The following is an 18,641-nucleotide window of genomic DNA, read 5'->3' as shown; positions in this document are numbered from 1 at the left end:
AGAGCTTATAAATGCTTAGCTCTGGACGTTGTTCTTTTATTTCTTTGTCTGTTTGGCTCCAGACTTTTTTCTGATAGAGATTTTTAAATCACGTTCTGCAATTTCTATCATCTTGTTTGTAGCTAGGTTCATCAAGCGTTCACGTTCCAGAGCTTCTTCCAGTTCTTTAATACGTTTTGCCATGTCCTCGTAGGTATCAGGCATTTCCGTTTTGGGCTTTTCTGGAGATTTGTTCATAACAGCTGTTCTAAATTCACCTCCAAATTTACGAAGCCATTGCGCAACTGAAGCAAGAACAGCTAACTTAAATTTATCAGCAGTTTTTTGCATGCTATCATCAGAACTTAGATAATGTTGAACAACCTCGCGCTTGAAATCGTCCGAATAATGCTTTACAATTTTCATCTTTTATTGGGTTCAAATTGCTCAAAATTGTAAACCTAATTCCGGACAAGACAATTTGCGGTCATGATTGAGGTATTTATCTATTTTGATTATAATGCGACTACATCAGAAGATTCGCACGTAATAAAAGCGATGCAACAATACCACCCGGCTGAGTTTGTTAATGTCAGCAGCGTTCATCTTCCCAGATTGACCGTATAAAGCACGACGTGAAACAGGCTTGGGAAGTCGTAGGTGTGAAAGTAGGCTGCGGAGCGATGAATTAATATTGATTTCTGGTGCGACTCAATCAATACACCTTATCCTACAGGTTTGGGCACAAGGCAATTGGAAGAAGAACGTGGTACTGACTTCGGAGCATGAAGCTGTACTATCAGTCTGCTACTATTGGCAACAAATAGCAGAGTACAACATACAATACGTATTGAGTCAGTCGATGTTTCGTGCGACTTGAGTATACTCCAACAATCATGTACTAACGAAAGTTTTTGATATGCGCCTTGCAGGTCAATAATGAAACTAGTATAGCATATAATATTTGAAAAATCGCTGATCTCGAACATACTCACCGTGCTCAATTACTCCGTGGTTCGAACAAGGCCTAATGAAAAATGGCTTTTCACGCGAGCGCACTGGGAGTAGATTTGCTGGCATTTTCTCATCATATATGCTAAGATAAAAAACTGTTAGCGCTCATTGTAATCGCCCCAAACTTGCGGAGGTTATTACTCACATTCATAGTGGCAATCAACAACATGCCGTGTGAAGAGGAATCTATAGTTTCCGTGGTTAATAGTTCTCGCGGAGGATATGCAAATTACACAGAAACAGATCGTAGAAGACACAAGCTGAATAGGTTCTTTACGAGATAGATTGAAGGAAAGTTTGCTAAGCTTTTAAGGAATAACGCTTCAATGGTGACCGCACTCTTCGGCATTATACAATAAGCAACATTTTATTTGAAGATGTAAATGCCATTCAATTAATGCGTACATTGGGCCACACGACCTTGTGAAATAGTTCTGCTTGCTCGGCAGCTGCTACGAAGCCATCGCATTTTTTTACCACTTTGGGTCTTTCGAAAGATAAGCACACCGTACTATATGTGTTAACAAAGGGCGCTATACCACCAGACAAGAAATTCAAGACAATATTAATGCCTTAATTCTAGCCGTTATGAGGATAAGATATTATTTAATTCGCTAAAAAACTTGAGATGACTGAACGGTATGGGTTAAGTGCTCGCCGTGAGAAATATGTTCAATATAAATTTGAAATTTGACCCTAATATATTGATCAATAGATAGATATAAATTAGCTTTTGCAAGCTCTTACTTGCTTCCTTAGTCAGCAAATAGGTTGTGAAGAAAGAGATTGTGATGCTTGCGTCTGTGATTATTCTTGCATTTGAATAATGTTGATACTTATATGTCCTATTCCGTGAGGTAACATTCACGGCCTTACCAAAGTCATATCATTGGCAAAGATTGGTAATCTACCATTCTGGAATTTTGTTCTCCCCCTTTGTTTTCATAAATAAAACTCAAAACTTTAACTAAAAAAAATGACATAAAATAAAATTACGAAAAAATCGTAGAAATTTTTAATTTTCCGATGCACTGTAAATTATTATACATATATTAGTTTCTCTGTAGGCCAAAAAAATACGAAGACCATCCTTCACTCCAGAAACTAATCCATATGTATGAAAACTAAATGTCCGAATACAATACTTTTGCCAGCATATTTACCTTTTAAATAAATGACAATAAATGATTTATATAATTCAATCAGATTGCGTTCGGGTAGTATTTTCTTTACAAAGATTACACTACTGTTCTTGATTGTCTTCTTTTCGATCGACATAGCTCATTCGCAAGTCTTGATCTCTGGAAAATTATTTGATTTAGAGAGAAATCCCATTCCCAATGTTTCAGTCAACTACAAGAAGGTGGGATCAACAGCTTTAATCGGATTCACCCGATCAGCTACTGATGGTACTTTTCAACTAGAAAGCAAGATCACGGACGCTGATAGTATTCATTTGGAGTTCAACCACCTCAGTTATGCTAGATACTCAGTAATAGTGGCCAACAAAACGGGGCAGTACACCTATACACTTTCACTACAAGCCAAAGAAATTCAAGAAGTCAAAGCTGCCAAACTACCGATATTTAAACGAAAAGATACCATTAATTACAATGTAGATGCATTCTCTTCTTCGCAAGATAGGGTGATTGCCGATATTATCCGCAAACTCCCCGGTGTAGAGATGGAGGGCGATAAAATTCTGTATCAAGGTAAGCCTATTCAAAAATACATGGTGAATAATCTGGATCTGATGGAAGGTAGGTATGCCATGATTAATAAAAATTTGCCCGCCGAAGCAGTGAGAAATGTACAGATTGTGGAAAACGATCAACCCATCAAATTACTGGATTCTGTGATGTTTTCCGATCAAGCTTCGCTCAATCTAGAATTGAAGCGATTTACATCTACTGGTTCTGGAAAGATCGGTATTGGGGCTAGCCCAGGGCTCTGGGATTTGAATGTGACGCCGATGACCTTCGGGCAAAATTTTCAAATGCTCAACTCCTTTCAATCCAACAATGTGGGCGTAGATGTGGCGAAGGATCTGCGCGCATTTTACACAGGTGAGACAGGAGTCTACTTCACCAACAAAGATGTCAATATTTCGGATGGGCCAAGTTACATTCGTTTACGCGATGTGCCTAGTCCAGGTTTTGAAGAGCGCAAATGGCTGGATAATAAGATCTTTTTATTTAGCACCAATGTGCTACATAAGTTACGCAATGAACTCGAAGTGAAAGGTAATATCTCGTACTATGATGATACCAGAAGAAGAAGCGGCTTCACTGCAACGCACGTTTTTACTGCGGACGAAACCATTCTGAATAACGAAGCGGTAGACAACCGTTATCGGATCAATAATTTGGATCTTGGTGCGACCATCGAAAAAAATGAAAAGAATATTTTCTTCCGTAATGTTTTAAAATATCATAAACGTTGGAATAGTGATCTGGGTATGGTTTTACTCAATGAGGAAACGCCGATACGGCAACAAGGCAGATTTACGGACGAAGTTTTCAAAAATTCGCTTGTGCTAGGGCGTTTTATCGGGAAGCAGTTGTTTAATATCAATTCCAGTTTAGAATGGCGCACCACCCCCCAAAGCTTGCAGGTGATGCCTGGGCAATTTGAAGATTTGTTGAACGATGGCAACCCTTATGATCGGGTGCAGCAATTGGCACAATTTGAGGCTATGGATTGGAAAAACAACATGAGTTTTACGCGGAAATGGAAAAAGTGGCGCGTTTCGCCTATCCTCTCTCTGGACTACAATCGCAATCATTTGCAGACTGATATCGAGTTGGACGAAAACGGTGAAAATCGATTGTTGGGACATGATTTTTTCAATGATATGCGCAATTCGCAAATTAGATTGGGGGTAGATTTGGGATTTGGCTTTGAGACCGCACGTTGGAAGTTGAATTTAGCGACGCCCTACAGCGCCTATTATTTCCATGTCGACCAACAAGGTGTACGAACGCTTGACAACGCGCTGCGCAATACCTTCAATCCACGGGCTTCGGCCACATATATTGCCAATGCCAACCATCAGTTTAGTGCGAGTGCCGCTGGTGGTAATCAATTTGGTGGATTGAATAATTTCTACAACGGATTTATCATAGGCGAATATCGCAATATCCAACGTTATGATGCGCGCCTGCTAGGCACAAAAAAAGTGAGTACTAGCGTAGGATACAATTATAAGAATACATTAAAGGCCAATTTTGCTCATGTACAATACGGATTTGATGCTGCGGTACGCGATTATATATACGAAACGCAAGTAGATTCGCTGGGGCGATTACGCACAAGTATCGCAAACCGTGAAAGTCAAAATCAACAACATCGCTTATCAGGCGGATTATCGCATTTTTTTGCCTCGGCCAAAACGGTTGTAAAAATCAATGGACGAACTAATTGGTCTAGTTCAGACTATTTCCTGAACAATGTGATGGCGAGGCAAAAAACGTTTCATTACGCTGCTGATCTGGAGATCATGAATAACGCTTCTTCTTTGATTGCTGGCGAATACAAAACTTCTATTGGCCAGACGGTTAATACATTTGCCGCAGGCAGAAGCAACACTATTTTCTATAATAATCATTATCTCACGGTTCTGATATACCCAACGGAATTGCAGACTATCATCTTAAGCAATTCTTACTATCATAATAATATTAGCGGCCAACCAGATCAATATTTTATCGATGCAACTTACCGAGTTACGATGGGTAAACGCAAGATTGATGTGGAACTGATCGCGCAAAACTTGCTCAATAACAACGAGTATGTGCAACAGATCATAACAGATTACCAATTAATTCAGTCTCGTTTTGAACTCAGACCGCGACAATTTATTGTATCTACCAAATTTAGATTTTAAAAACTAACGCACTATATATCCAATTAAATAAATCTAAAATTAGTTTTCTGGTCTTTCTGGTCTAATGTTAGAAATAGTATCATCATTTCATCGTACCGCTATGAATTGGTGACACTAAAACAAGTTTAGAAACAGTTTTTTTTCAATTAATTAGACATCCAAAAAATGCTCGCCACTAGAAAATATTTTGCTTTAGGATAATAGATTACATAACAAGCGAATTGCTATTATCAAGACGAAAGGCCGTACACCTGAAGATGAAAAAGTAGCAAAGTAGCCCCGAGATATGGAAAAAACTGGGCTAAGCTTACGTGACTTATTGCTGCATACGTTTATAAAAATTCTTTGAAACGCAACCCCAAAATGATCAGGAAATAAATCTAAATCAACGTTTTATTAGATTGCATTGTTGCATTTAATTTAGTAGCTAGGTTATTAAAGGTAATAAGATCGCGAGTAATTGGTGGTATGATAACCTTCCCCTACTTGTCAATTTTTGAGAAAAATCATGTATTTTAAAAATAAAAAACTCCCCATAGCACATGGAATTTATGGTGAACATAATTTTTTAATCTCCAAAAAATCATTCATATTGCCATTAACTTTTACCTACAAAACGAATCATTTACATAAAAATGAGTGGGCTTATAATCCTGCGCATGACCATAACTTGATTTGACTAAAACTATATTATACGTTTTCTCAAACGAGCTATTATTTTTTCCAATAAAGAAGAGCTTCTTCGCTGGATCTTTACACGAATAGGTTCGTGCTTATGATCATCATTCAATACATAATCATTAGGGTAGGGTAAGTTTGAGTGAATCCGGATGCTATTAGTGTGGTCATCATGAGCAAGAATATCCGTAACATGAACAGGAAATCTATTTTTTTCGGCATCTGGTCTATCTAAAAGTAATATGGTTAACTTTTCGCCTACGACAAAAGATTCTTTTCCGTTATCCGGCCATAAAACCCAACGGTCTTCCGTGTTTTTGCTTGTTGCTATTCTGAACAGTAGATCATATTTTCCTACCACCTTATTTGCTTCAATATTTTTATTAACTATTAACATACCATCAGACGGAGCGAAAATCAAGTATTGTTCCCTCCACTCCTGCAGCTTAGCAATGAACGAATTTAACTCGTAAATGAAATCGCTACAGTCATGAGATATCACGGACTCTGTCTGGCTTTCGTGGCTAGCATTTATTCTTTGCTTTAATTTGGTATGCGTGCTATCAATTGTACTTGAATAAAAAGAATTAGTTAAGTAACTATCGATCTTAGATAACTTATCTTGTGAACGACGATACGATCTCAATAAATTAACATAGTCGATATTGAGCTCGCCCAGATTCAGTCTTATGGTAAGTAAGTTGTTAAAAATGCGATGCAAGCCATGGTTATCATGCACACCTTCTAATGATTCTAATAAAACGATAATATGGTCAAAGTTGGCTTGGGTTTTGATCGTTGCTAACAATTGATTTTTGACAACATGTGAGCTATCATTAACCAGAAGACTGTCAATATAACCTTCAACCTGAGAAAAAACTGGTTTTGCCGAGTGAATCCCTACTATTTCCATTCTTCCAGTAGAGTATTCAGGATATTTAAAAAACAGTAGTATGCTTATTACTATCACCAAATTAATATAAATAATGTAACTGCATCTCCGCGACATCCAGCTGGGGAGATTTGGTATATAGTCTTCCGAAAGGGGCGTGCGAATTGCCGGACGTTTTTTATTGAGCTCATTATTCATGTTCCTAACTCTAACTGATTTTTAACTAGATTATAATATTTACCTCGCAGTCCAGTTAATTCATGATGAGTTCCGGATTCTACAACTTCACCCTTATCTAAAACGATTATATTATCTGCGTTTCTTACCGTGCTTAAGCGATGGGCGACAATAACGACCGTTCTATTTCTAAAAAATTTATCTAGCTTATCTATAATCTCACTTTCATTATTAGCATCCAGCGAGTTCGTCGCTTCATCTAGGAAAATATATGCCGGCTGTTTATAAATTGCTCTAGCTATCATCAACCGCTGCTTTTGACCTTGGCTTATTTCTTTTCCATTAACACCTATTTTAGTGAACACTCCAAATAATTGAGCCTGCACAAACTCTTGCAAATTGGATATTGCCAGCGCATGATCTAATCTGCTTTTATCGGGGAAATCTTCATCACTTAATGTAATGTTCTGCTCTATCGTATCTGCGAATACATGACTATCCTGTAGGACATAACCACAGTCATTCCGCCACACTTTATGAGTAATGTGTTGGAGATTAGTATCCCCAATGTAAATCCCTCCACTGTCTGGATTATAATGCCTAAGCAATAGTTTTAAGAGGGTGGTTTTTCCACTCCCACTTGCCCCTACAATAGCCGTGGTCTTTCCAGCTTGAAAAGTAATATTCAAATTTTTGAAAATTGGACGATTACCAGCACCATGATAGGTAAACGTTAGATCTTCGATTCTGATTGTTTTGTCCTCAGGTAAAGTATCTATCCTTTGGACTTCCCGATTTTCTTCTTCATCAGCAACAAATATGTCGCTAAGTCTCTCCATACTTATTTTTGCATCTTGATAAGATTGTATAAATTTGATTAGCAGTTCGACGGGGTTTGATACCATTCCAACGATGTACTGCACAGCGATCATTCCTCCCAGTGTTAGACTTCCGTCTATAACAGACTTAGCCGCTATATAAGTGATCAGAATATTTTTAACTTGATTGATCGCCAGAGAACCAATAGATTGATATTGACTAATTTTTAAGGTGTCCACTTTCAATTTGAATAGTTTAGCTTGTAGTTTCTCCCAGTGCCACCGCTTTTTTATCTCTGCATTGTTTAGCTTAATATCGCGTATACTCTGAATTATTTCAACCATGTAAGTCTGGTTATCTGCGGCAACCTTGAACCTCCTCTCATCCAATTGCCTTCTAAATTTCAAAAAAAACACAATCCAAATCGTATAAATGACAGTAGCGATGGAAAAAATTAAAAATATGGTTCGATTATACTGTAACAATATAAACCCGAAAATAAATGCATTGAACATAGAAAAAACAGTGCTAGTTGCGGTTTCTGTCAGGAAACTCTCTAGTCTGTTCTGATCTCCGATTCTTTGCATTATGTCACCATGAGTTTTGAGATCGAAGAAATTTATCGGGAGTTTCATAATCTTCATGAGTAGATCGCTCACGATAGAGATGTTAACCCTTGAATTTATATGTAACGTTATCCAAGACTGCATGAACGACATAGCAATACCTCCTGCAAACAGCATTAACTGCGCTAATAGAATAAGGTTAATAAACGATATGTCTGAGTTCTGTATTCCTACATCAACAATAGACTGTGTTAAAAAAGGGGTAATTAAAGAAAACACACTTCCTAGCAGTATGCCGAAAAATAGCTTTACGATTAAGTTTTGATAATTTCGAAAATAAGATATGATAGTCCCCCAGTTAAATGCTAATTTTTCATCATTATATTCTGCACTAAAGAAATTGGATGTAGGCTCAGTTAATAGCACCGTACCGACATTTTTGGTACGTGAAGGCAACCACTTTGACTCAAATTCGGCTTTAGTATATTTGCTTATGGATGATGCCGGGTCAGAGATATGGTAAAAGTTTGAGGTTATCTTGTAAAGAACAACAAAATGGTTTTGATTGAAATGGACGATGCATGGCAATTGTATTTCACTCAGTTGTAAAATGCTTAATCTAAGACCTCTTGTCTTCAAACCCAAAGCTTCAGCGCCTTCAGATAACCCAAGCAAATTGACTCCCTTTTTATTTGTTTGACATACGGAACGGGCAATCCGAACCGATATCCTTTTGCCATAAAATTTAGCTATTATGCGTAAACAGGTTGCACCACAATCCATTTGATCCATTTGCTTGTAGTGTGGAAATGTAGATATCATTCGTTTATATCAAGATTATAGTAGCGTGCAGCTCGCAACATATAGTTCAAACTGTATTACATTAGATTTTGTGTCTTCATAGTATAGCATCGGCCTGATGTAGTCTAAATTATGCAGGATCTCGGCGTGGTGGATTGCTCTACCACATATGTTCAAATAGAATTGGAGTCATTCTATGGAACAAACCGTAGCACAAATCAATCCTTGCTTTTAATTCGTATTTTCACGAAACTTTTCTGATGACGGAGAACCACATGAAATTTATCCAAATACTGGTATTGAATATGTTAAGTGTATCGTCATTATGGCAATATTTCAATTTTATTGCTATTTGCTTGTAGAAACTTACTGTAATTTCTAGCCATATTTTTACGCGACTCTGCGTCGTTTATTTTGATCCGGCCTTTGCTCTCGTTTATAAGTAGTCGATTTTTGGACAAGCTTTCCTTTTGCTGTATAAAATCATTCTTTTCCATCATCGTCAGCTTCTTTGCCGGATATTTATTAACGTTTACAGTGACAGCTAAATTGGGATCAATTTCGACTAGATCAAAATTCCAAGATTTTTCGGAATCATATAACTTAACAATCAGACCAGGTAAATTGCCAAATTTGTACGGGCCGTCTTGAATAGGAATTTCATTACAGAACCAAGCGTTCCAAACTCTACCGCCATAGTTTACTGTTGCTAATTGACAGGTTAAATCATTAATTATCAATGTCGTATCCACAAGCTGCCAATCCATATTATCGTACTCTTTATAGTAAACTAAATCTGGACTAAAATCCCGATCAAATTCATAATATGTAATGTTTCTATTTTCTTTCAAAATAGTATACTTGAATTTGGTAGAATACTTTGAAGCACTTGCCATATCCCCTAAAGTATTCCCTTTGGAATAATCACTTTGAAGTATAGAATCGAGGTAAAATTTGTTACTAGATTGGAATAGTGATAAAGATTCATTAGCTAACAGCATAAAGTATTCTTCCCTAAATATGCTCCGGTCTGAACTGTCGGGATTGTAGTTAAGCTTGTATAAAAATCTTGTGTCAAAAGTGTACGTATCTTGAGCCTTTATAAAGGATAACTGTAATAGTAGTAAAAAAAATAATCCAATCTTTGTCATATAGAACATTGTCTTTAATATGGTCGCAGAAATTTTCTGCGACCACGCTTAAAATTTAGTTTGCCCAGCAAGAGCCACCGGCACTTCCGCAGTAATAGTCGATATTGTCTACTAGCTCACCAACTGTTTCTGATTCATCATCTTGCCATGTTCCACTGCCGTCGTTACAAGAGCATGTCATATCGACTTTACCCCCAGTAATCATTCTCATGTCATCATCGCTCAACATTTCTTGGTGACTAAACGAATTAAGATTCATTGTTTTCATAATAATAATTTTTAATAGTTAATTTTACCCTTTTTCCCGGGTAAATAAAGGACGCCAACTGTATCGACTTAGCCAGCTTCCGACCTGTTTGCAACCAAATCGGCATTTTCTAGAAAAAAGTTTCTATATCTAAAACAGTATAGGTTTTAGGAATTTTCTTGTTATTGAAAAATAACGTGGGTGTTTCTGTTACCTGATGAACTTTGCACCACTGCCACATATTAAACATCTTCTCATCAACCAAAGCGCTTAGACTAACAAGAGGATTCTCATTTACGATTAACTCCATATCAAACATAGATTCCCCAAACCATTTCTCGAGCGTAATTTTAAATTCGTCTTCCCCTTTCTGTTCGTAAATTGCTAGGAGATTTGCCACAGGGAGATATCGTCGATCTGATTTACGCGTAGTGGCGTTGAATAGTATTCTGACTTTTAGATTGCTATTATTTTTCAATAATGTGGTTAATTCACGATGGACTTGCGCGCATGGTGTACAGTACGGATTACAAACCTTAATGATTTCGTTTTTTGCCTCCTTGTTGCCCAACACTATTCCTAGATTTTCCGGTACAGCCTCGATACTTTTTTCCTTCGATTGTAAATAATCAAAGTAGGTTTTATCCTTGCGAAGTCTCTTCAAAGTAGTTTCAGTACTTTGTTGTGCTACCAGTATTTGCGATAAATCTGCAAACCGCTTCACTACTCCAATCAATAATGTATAAACTAGCACTATACTGACGAACCCGAACAGATGAAGATCAAAAACTGCTATATCTAGCACACGCAATACATATAACGATACCAAAAAATTAGCCAACAAACTAAGCTGAAACAGTAGACATAACTTACACCAACTCCTTATTAAAAAACCTTGCACATAAAGGGAAATTAAGACTATCGCGAAGCTAAATATTGATAGCCAGAAGCTCAGAACCGTGAAATCTGGACTGAAAAAGGCGAGAAATTGAATTATTAGCCAAACAATAGAATAGCTCAAACCGTATACAGTCCAACTTATACCAAACAGCTTTGAATATTTGGATTCTAAAACGGAATCGCAACCACCGCCGTTCTGGGTATCTCCTGAGCATAATGCAAGAGTAAAAGATTCATTGCTTGATGAAGAAGTTTTATAGAATAGTAACAAAGCCACCAACAGCCCCATGCTTCCAAATACTATCCATAAAACTTTATATAGGAAAAATTGACCACTATAGAGGAAAAAAGTATTTATGCTAATTAATAGCAAAAACACTAAGGTGACGATTATGGGAAAGAAAAAAGATAGGCCTACTGCAAATTCTTTTTTTCGATTCACCTTAAAATTGTGCTCGTGCTGTTTGCCGCTCCCGTCAAACACTAGTGCAACGCCTTTGTTAAGCTTTTTAAAAATTTCTACAGACAGCTTTACCGGCTGCTTATTGTTTCCATACATTATATACACATACCCATCCACAACTTCAAGAACCTCCACGTATTTAAAGGTTGAATCTATTTCGTCTTTTAAGAGGCAGACACAAGGATAACTAATTCTATAATCGTCTATCATTGGCGTTTGCAATGCAATAGATTTTATGTTGTACTTTAATAGTACATCTCTAAAAACCAATAAAGACGGGAAATCGACATGCTCATCTATTAAATTGGTTAAATAAGTTAAACTAAATTTTACGCCAAAATGCTTTAAAATTCTCGATATTGACTCTTTAAGACCGTAATCATTCCGAATAACTAGAAAATTATTTGAATATATCATAAATTGTTAATAGTATCTTTTAAGCATTTTTAGCCTGAAAAAAGCTCATTGGTGGTTATAGCGACAAGTCAATATTTGTTTGTATATCAAACTTTTCACAATGAAGGTAATATTATAATTGCACAATGCCAAAATTTATTTAAAAAAAAAACAATACGAGCGGAGCCATAGCTTTGATGCAACTAAATACAAGTATCGCAAGGGATTCAAAACCTAAATGACTATACCTTTAACCTTATGCAATTGTTAGTAGCTAATTCAGAAAATTACTAAAATAGAAGATCGATGCTGTGAATATATACTACGTTTTAAATTACGTTAAACCTTATATTGAGAATGAGACGCTAGTAATATTGGAAGTGCAGGATATTTCAATAATCAGTCTGAATAATAAGAGTTCGACGATTGTTAATCAGAGGTTTTACCTAAACATGAATTATCACAAGATCTTTAATCTTTTAATCAATATCGATACAGATCAAAAAGACTTATTTTATGTATTAGAAAACAAACCATTAAGATATTGCCAATGACCTTCAATCACTCCTATCGTAATCTATTTGTAATCAATTCCCCATTATTTCAAATTTCATTTTATTAGATGATTATATGTGTTAGCATTATGAGGCTTATCAGTAATCCATTTTAATATGACTTAAGATTTTCTTTCTGACTTACAAAGGGATTTATTTATATTTTTAAGTTCTGAAATATGAAAATGGAACTTTTTTGGAATACAACTTTATATTTTGAGAATAAGATTGTATTAAACCGCAATTCGCCAGTGCGTGCAATGGGCGAAGCGAGCAGGCGAAGAGTTGCAAGCTGTACTTGAAATGCCAGAAAAGCATAATGCTTCATTTGAGCGTAAGGAAAAATGAACTTTGCTACAGATAATGTACAGGTATAATAGGCCCGTCTTTTATGTCTCTCCTGAAATCACAGGGACATCTAGCGGAAAATTTGTATAAGCGCTTGTTCACAATAATAGAAATTCCATAAAAGCTAACTGTGGATGTCAAATCAGCCAGAAGTACTTCTAGTATTATCAGAGCGCTTAATGATAAATCATTTCTCATCTGGTGAAGTAGGGTAATTCGAAGTTATGAGAAATTAATATTATCCTACCATCGTAAACTGAATTTACAGCAAAATTTTGAAATGCAATCGATCGCGTGAAAAACATTATTCTGCCATTTTAAAGAAATGGCGAACTACATTTGTAGTAGATTTTCATGTGTTCATGTAGATCTTATCAGCTCTTAGCCCCTCGTTATAGGTTTAAACCCGAGAGGGGCTTTATTATAATTCATCTTAAATGTTAGCCAGATCGGTATCAGTAACTCGGATCTGGCTTATCTCGCCGGTAAGGTTTTTGGCTACTAAATAGAAAAGCCCCTTAAAACAAGGGGCTTATGCTGCTAATATTACGAATCTTCCAAACCACCACCTGGCCCTCCACCAAATTGTTTTGTGAACGTGTAAGTCTGACCGCACGCAGTCGTAACTACAGCTGTAACAGTAATTATCTTATTTAAAGACGGATCCCAATTCGTTACATTTAGTACGGCATACTGCTTTTCTTTTGTAGTAAAAGTCGAAGATGTATTTGAATTTGATACCGTCCAGTTAACAGATTGTATAGCTGATAACGGGGCTCCAACTTGCCCTTGTGCAACTAGTGAAAACGTGAAGCTTCCTGTGCCATTAACATTTCCCCAATCTACACCTGAAATTTGTGAACCAATTAAGATATTCTTATAAGCACTAGTATTTGCAAAGTCGGTATTTTGCGCATGTAAAATTAATGTTCCTGATTGTGAGCCAACTCGTTGGACTCTATAAGTGGTTTCACTTAATTTGGTAATGGTTGCGATCTCAGGTGTACCACTTATTGTAACGCTGTTAGCATTCGCAACTTCAAACGTAGCATTATCACATATTACTTCTGGCCCGATGATTGTCGCCTGAGGAGCTTGATATTCTACATTCCAACCTCCTGCAGAATGATTAGTCGACCATTTGGCGCCATCAAGTCCATAGTAGCGATATCGTAAAAAAAGCCGTCCTTCTTTATTGTTTGGCTGAAGCCGTATTGTATATGCTTTTGGCGTACTCAATTGTGATGAAAATTCGTTTGCAGCAATTCGGATAGAATCACTTACCAAAACCTCAGCACCATTTGGTCTTCTCAAAACAAATATTGCTTGAACCATAGGACTGACAGTTAAACCTACATCCTTGCCAAAAGTAACCATGCCTGTTATTTGTGTGATATTAGACTGGTCTGTAAAACGTATTTGCCCCCCAAATAAGTAACCGGCTGATATAATATCACCTCGAGTTGTAACTTGACCATTTTGACCTTGAACTTTTAGCATTGATAAAAGTAAGATCGTTATTGCAAAGATTATCTTTCTCATTTTTGCTCGAAATGTAAAAGTGTAGGTAAAATATCTTCCAAAGACCAACGGTTATCATATCCCTCAATGTAAAATGCTTTCAATTCCTTATCATACCCAATTTCAGATATATCACGTTGAAACCAACTTACAGCTAGATTTTTTAGATGGCTAATCTTATACGATTTACCATCTATGGTAATTTCATTATGATCACCTTGATCGCTAAGGGATTCCTTTTGACACGATGCAAAGCCTAGCCCTGACATCAATGCGATAAATAATAATTTTTTCAATTGGTAGTTATCAGTTAATATGTTCTCAATATAGGGAAATATACTTCCTGAAGGGTCGACGCTTCGTAACAATTAGGTTACTGTGATATTTTCAGTACATCATGGGTTAGCTAGCTATCAGTTATTCGTTAATCGGAGGTATGCTCGCAATATTCAGTTGGAGAAATTACGAAATGAGAAAGCCCCTCGCTAGTAGGGGCTATTTTTTTTACTGATTTCGTAATCTTATATATGTTTGGACACTTGCCTGTCCACACGAATTTGTTCTATAAGCAGTTACCATAAGGTTAACATTAGTTTGTCCTGGAGGGAAAGTAAATCCTGTTTAAGAATTCTAAGCGATCATCTAATTCACTAATCAATTTTCGATAGTCTCTTAATTGAATTTCGACTTTATCTGCAACGAAGGGGTCTTTGATTTTAAATTCACTCGTCAGTTGTTTTTTAACTAGAAAGTGCGAAGTGTCTAAATACTTTCTAACTATTTCGTGTTGTACACAGATTTTAACATCAAAAGTTCCATCTGCTTTTTTGTGGTGACCGAACACCTTGGTGCTAACTGCTGCCATAATTTTAAAATTGTCAAGCAAACTCTGTAACAAATTTGCAACAAATTTACGTGAATCTCAACAAAAAACTATGTAAATCACACTAATCGGGGGACTCCAATTAGCGCAGGGTACAAGCTACTAAAGTATCCTGAGAAACAATAAGAAGCCGTTTTCCATGCCGAAAAAAGGCTTTTAGATTTGTTCGCCCACATGTGTTCGAACCAGAGACCAAAAGATTTTAAGTCTTATGGTTGCTTCTATTCATAGGACCAAAAATCTTCACCCTTAACTTACAAAGGTAATTTATCTGTTAATTTTAAATTTATAGAATTCCGCCTTGTAACCTATTTGTAACATATTTTGTGATTTTTTTGAATGAGGCTAGACTTATAGAACTTTCCAAGGTAAGGTAGGCTACTGTAAGTACGTCATATAAGGATCTTGAAAAGCTCTTCAAATATCTTACTACTATATTAGGCGATGAGCGGTAATATATTCGCAATCTCTGAAAGTATAATGTACAATACCTTCCCCCGTAGCTTATTTTTTGTGTAACTTGAACATACACAAATACTATACTATAACTATAAAATGCATTAAATCGCGCGCCAATGTATCTACAGCGCAAGATAAACGGATTTTTTCCGATTATCTTGTTATTTTATTACATTTACATATGGAAATCATTAGGCTCATAGGTAACCATGCTGATATGCCTTTACCACATCAACTATTGATATCGTGGCTAAAAGGTTACAAGCGCCCTAACGACAAAATATCAGAATTAATAGCACAGGGATTTTTGGAATCTATAAAAAAAGGATTGTATATCGCTGGACCTGCGGCGACAGAAAAAAAACCTGATACGCTGCTATTAGCTAACCATCTACTGGGACCAAGTTACATCTCACTGGAAACTGCGCTTTCTTTTCATGGAATGATACCAGAGCGAGTTTATGAGATATCCTCCATGACAACAAAAGCACCTCGTACTTTCAAAACAGTAATGGGGTTATTTACATATACTTCACTGCCTCTACCTTATTATTCTTTCGGATTAAATATGCTACAATTATCGTCAAAACATAATGCCATTGTGGCATCACCAGAAAAGGCACTATGTGACAAGATTATCAGTACATCTGGACTGACTTTGCGAAGTATGCGTACTGCCCTAGAATACCTTGTTGATGATATGCGAATGGAGGAATCGACATTAAAAGATTTGGATACGCAAATGATACGTGAATGGCTCTACATTGCGCCAAAAAAAGACAGCTTATTGATGGTCACAAAAATGATTGAACAATTATGATAAAGGAGTGGATAGACAAGTATGAACCTAAAAATGAACAAGAAGCGAAAGATGCATTGAGGGAAATTATGCAAGAGATTGCCCTCGCGGCTTTGTACCGCTCAGGTTTCTTTGAAAAAGCAGCATTTTATGGTGGAACTGCTTTACGGATATTTTATGGATTAGATAGATTTTCGGAAGACTTAGATTTTTCCCTACTGAACAGTCAGCCAGAATTTGATTTAGGGAAATACCAGAATGCGATTGTAAGCGAATTTGATTCATTAGGCATGAAAGTATCTATCAGGGAAAAGAAAAAAGTTGTCAAAACCAATATAGATTCCGCATTCTTAAAGTCTGAAACCCTTTGGAAAGAATTGGTGTTGGAAGGCATCATTCCTCAGCAAGGTATAAACCAGATCGCAAATATCAAGATAAAAATCGAAGTAGATACAGAACCCCCTTTAGGTTTTGAAACTGAAGAAAAGCTACTACTACGGCCATTTTCATTCTATGTTAAATGTTTTACGCTACCAGATTTATTTGCTGGTAAAATGCACGCACTTCTTTTCCGTAAGTGGGGGATGAATGTAAAAGGAAGAGATTGGTATGACATGGAGTGGTATATAAAAAAAGGTATTGAATTAAATCTTAAACATTTCTCTTTTAGAGCCAAAGACAGCGGTGATTGGGATGGTGATGTAATTAGTGAAAACGAGTTCAGAAAGCTACTAAGGAAGAAGATAGATACCGTAAACATGAAGTATGTTAGAAATGATATTAAACGCTTTATTAGGGATTATGAGCGTTTGGACATTTGGAGTCCGAAATATTTCCATGATATTTCTGAGCATTTGAAGTTCAACACTAATGAATAGGTGAGCTGCTATCAAGAAAATGTTGACAATTTAATGTCAGAGCTGCAAAAATATTCAAATTTGCAAATTACTATTATGAATTGGTCTACTGGTCTTATTCTAATCTCTAAAATATAGAAAAGAAGATAAGTAGTAACTTACAAAATATAAAAGTGTCCACTGCGTTTTTACTAGTTCACCGTAAGCTTCGTTTTGTGAGACAGATTAGTAGTTAGTCGATCTTCTTCAATGAAGCATTGATCAACAATGTCGAACTAGCTGTGTCTTTGGTATTCGCAGGTTTGACGATAGTAGTTGTTATAGATAATGTGTCATTTTGGATCGTATACATTCCGCTTGGTGTTAGTGACGCATCCACTAGTAGCTCCTGAGAAAGTAAGCTAAATTTAATATTAACATCGTCATAGCTAAATTTGAAATGGTTGAATGGAACATTATCTTTCGAGTTATAGCCTTCGCCACTCGCTTTTAGTGTCACATATTGACTAAAAGGTTTTTCTGTAAAGTCAACAACAAGATATGTAGGTGTTATTGTATCTTTTGTATTTGAATCTATTACAGTCATTTGTTGGGTCAAATGTTGCCAACGCCCGAAAAGTTCGTGGTTTTCCCTTATTATTTCCGCTTTCTTCGAACAACTTCCAAAAAGTATTAATACAGTAATAATGCAGATTGACTGTCTCATGGTTAGTTTAGTTAGTATGCTAATATACAAATAATTAGGCCATAACACTATCTTTCTAATTATATGCGTATAATATAGTAAATCGCGTAAATAGTTCTCGGCTTCCTTCCATACTCGCAGGTCTTACGCTTTCATTATTTATTCGACGCTTTATCAATGAGTAGTTTTGAGAATGGGAAGTATTCTTTAAATATTACAGGTTTAAGTTCTCACCAATCAAGTTCAAAACTGGTATGGCTGCAATGCATTTTATATATTCTACAAATTATTTGTTCGTTTTGTGAGACAAGTTATAGCACTCTTCTCTATTTAATTAATCTATCACCCATGCTCGAATTAATGGCTTGTTGCTTATATCATTATTTGATTACAGAATCAAAGGAAATCCTATATTAATGTTAAACGTAGATGTGGCTAATGTAAGTGTCCCAAAAAAACAGACAGCTTAAAACTGAACTACAATGTTTAAATTTAAGTTGAAAATGAAGAAGACACGTTTTACAGAAACCCAGATTGTCCGTGCCCTTAAAGAGGGTGAAGAAGGA

Annotated in this window: 13 protein-coding genes; 3 read left to right on the top strand and 10 right to left on the bottom strand. The window is 36.3% G+C overall.

What is annotated here, in order from left to right; translation table 11 throughout:
* Nucleotides 1-36: 36 nt before the first annotated feature.
* Nucleotides 37-405, bottom strand: coding sequence for a transposase (locus GKO22_RS15345; protein ID WP_166336584.1), 369 nt, complete (start codon nt 403-405; stop codon nt 37-39).
* A gap of 1,840 nt (nt 406-2,245) precedes the next feature.
* Between GKO22_RS15345 and GKO22_RS15340 the strand changes: the two genes are divergently transcribed.
* A complete protein-coding gene (locus tag GKO22_RS15340; protein WP_166336582.1) occupies nt 2,246-4,879 on the top strand; it encodes a TonB-dependent receptor in 2,634 nt (877 codons plus the stop codon).
* A 685-nt stretch (nt 4,880-5,564) separates the two neighbouring features.
* Here the strand turns inward: GKO22_RS15340 and GKO22_RS15335 are convergent.
* From GKO22_RS15335 to GKO22_RS15300, 8 genes are all read right to left on the bottom strand, one after another.
* Nucleotides 5,565-6,647, bottom strand: coding sequence for an HlyD family secretion protein (locus GKO22_RS15335; RefSeq protein ID WP_166336580.1), 1,083 nt, complete (start codon nt 6,645-6,647; stop codon nt 5,565-5,567).
* Nucleotides 6,644-8,833, bottom strand: a complete 2,190-nt coding sequence (locus GKO22_RS15330) for a peptidase domain-containing ABC transporter (protein ID WP_166336578.1) — start codon at nt 8,831-8,833, stop codon at nt 6,644-6,646. The genes GKO22_RS15335 and GKO22_RS15330 overlap by 4 nt, the downstream gene beginning before the upstream one ends.
* Before the next feature lie 302 nt (nt 8,834-9,135).
* The gene (locus tag GKO22_RS15325; protein WP_166336576.1) at nt 9,136-9,963 is read right to left on the bottom strand and encodes a GLPGLI family protein; all 828 of its coding nucleotides are present in this window, start codon (nt 9,961-9,963) and stop codon (nt 9,136-9,138) included.
* A gap of 55 nt (nt 9,964-10,018) precedes the next feature.
* A complete protein-coding gene (locus GKO22_RS15320) occupies nt 10,019-10,231 on the bottom strand; it encodes a hypothetical protein (protein WP_166336574.1) in 213 nt (70 codons plus the stop codon).
* A 109-nt stretch (nt 10,232-10,340) separates the two neighbouring features.
* Nucleotides 10,341-11,990 (bottom strand): vitamin K epoxide reductase family protein, encoded by a 1,650-nt coding sequence (locus tag GKO22_RS15315; protein ID WP_166336572.1) that lies wholly within the window; start codon nt 11,988-11,990, stop codon nt 10,341-10,343.
* Between the two features lie 1,427 nt (nt 11,991-13,417).
* Nucleotides 13,418-14,413: a hypothetical protein gene (locus tag GKO22_RS15310; protein ID WP_166336570.1), complete on the bottom strand. Its 996-nt coding sequence runs from the start codon at nt 14,411-14,413 to the stop codon at nt 13,418-13,420.
* Nucleotides 14,410-14,688 carry a hypothetical protein gene (locus GKO22_RS15305; protein ID WP_166336568.1) on the bottom strand — a complete coding sequence of 93 codons (279 nt, stop codon included), beginning with the start codon at nt 14,686-14,688 and terminating at the stop codon, nt 14,410-14,412. The genes GKO22_RS15310 and GKO22_RS15305 overlap by 4 nt, the downstream gene beginning before the upstream one ends.
* Before the next feature lie 293 nt (nt 14,689-14,981).
* Nucleotides 14,982-15,257, bottom strand: coding sequence for a hypothetical protein (locus tag GKO22_RS15300; protein WP_206367920.1), 276 nt, complete (start codon nt 15,255-15,257; stop codon nt 14,982-14,984).
* 658 nt (nt 15,258-15,915) lie between these two features.
* Between GKO22_RS15300 and GKO22_RS15295 the strand changes: the two genes are divergently transcribed.
* Nucleotides 15,916-16,554 carry a type IV toxin-antitoxin system AbiEi family antitoxin domain-containing protein gene (locus tag GKO22_RS15295; RefSeq protein ID WP_166336566.1) on the top strand — a complete coding sequence of 213 codons (639 nt, stop codon included), beginning with the start codon at nt 15,916-15,918 and terminating at the stop codon, nt 16,552-16,554.
* Complete coding sequence (locus GKO22_RS15290) at nt 16,551-17,411, top strand: nucleotidyl transferase AbiEii/AbiGii toxin family protein (protein ID WP_166336564.1); 861 nt, start codon at nt 16,551-16,553, stop codon at nt 17,409-17,411. Before GKO22_RS15295 ends, GKO22_RS15290 begins: the two co-directional genes overlap by 4 nt.
* A gap of 211 nt (nt 17,412-17,622) precedes the next feature.
* On the opposite strand, the gene GKO22_RS15285 is transcribed toward GKO22_RS15290, so the two are convergent.
* Nucleotides 17,623-18,096, bottom strand: coding sequence for a hypothetical protein (locus GKO22_RS15285; protein ID WP_166336562.1), 474 nt, complete (start codon nt 18,094-18,096; stop codon nt 17,623-17,625).
* Nucleotides 18,097-18,641 lie beyond the last annotated feature (545 nt).

This window comes from Sphingobacterium chungjuense (assembly GCF_011316935.1).
Taxonomy (GTDB): Bacteria; Bacteroidota; Bacteroidia; order Sphingobacteriales; family Sphingobacteriaceae; genus Sphingobacterium; species Sphingobacterium chungjuense.
Note: the sequence above shows the minus strand (reverse complement) of the source record. Positions and strands in the feature narration are given on the sequence as shown.

Excerpts from the sequence above, each read along its gene's own strand:
- GKO22_RS15285 (WP_166336562.1), bottom strand. The coding sequence starts at position 18,096 with ATGAGACAGTCAATCTGCATTATTACTGTATTAATACTTTTTGGAAGT.
- GKO22_RS15290 (WP_166336564.1), top strand. The coding sequence starts at position 16,551 with ATGATAAAGGAGTGGATAGACAAGTATGAACCTAAAAATGAACAAGAA.
- GKO22_RS15315 (WP_166336572.1), bottom strand. The coding sequence starts at position 11,990 with ATGATATATTCAAATAATTTTCTAGTTATTCGGAATGATTACGGTCTT.
- GKO22_RS15310 (WP_166336570.1), bottom strand. The coding sequence starts at position 14,413 with ATGAGAAAGATAATCTTTGCAATAACGATCTTACTTTTATCAATGCTA.
- GKO22_RS15335 (WP_166336580.1), bottom strand. The coding sequence starts at position 6,647 with ATGAATAATGAGCTCAATAAAAAACGTCCGGCAATTCGCACGCCCCTT.
- GKO22_RS15345 (WP_166336584.1), bottom strand. The coding sequence starts at position 405 with ATGAAAATTGTAAAGCATTATTCGGACGATTTCAAGCGCGAGGTTGTT.
- GKO22_RS15330 (WP_166336578.1), bottom strand. The coding sequence starts at position 8,833 with ATGATATCTACATTTCCACACTACAAGCAAATGGATCAAATGGATTGT.
- GKO22_RS15325 (WP_166336576.1), bottom strand. The coding sequence starts at position 9,963 with ATGACAAAGATTGGATTATTTTTTTTACTACTATTACAGTTATCCTTT.
- GKO22_RS15320 (WP_166336574.1), bottom strand. The coding sequence starts at position 10,231 with ATGAAAACAATGAATCTTAATTCGTTTAGTCACCAAGAAATGTTGAGC.
- GKO22_RS15295 (WP_166336566.1), top strand. The coding sequence starts at position 15,916 with ATGGAAATCATTAGGCTCATAGGTAACCATGCTGATATGCCTTTACCA.
- GKO22_RS15300 (WP_206367920.1), bottom strand. The coding sequence starts at position 15,257 with ATGGCAGCAGTTAGCACCAAGGTGTTCGGTCACCACAAAAAAGCAGAT.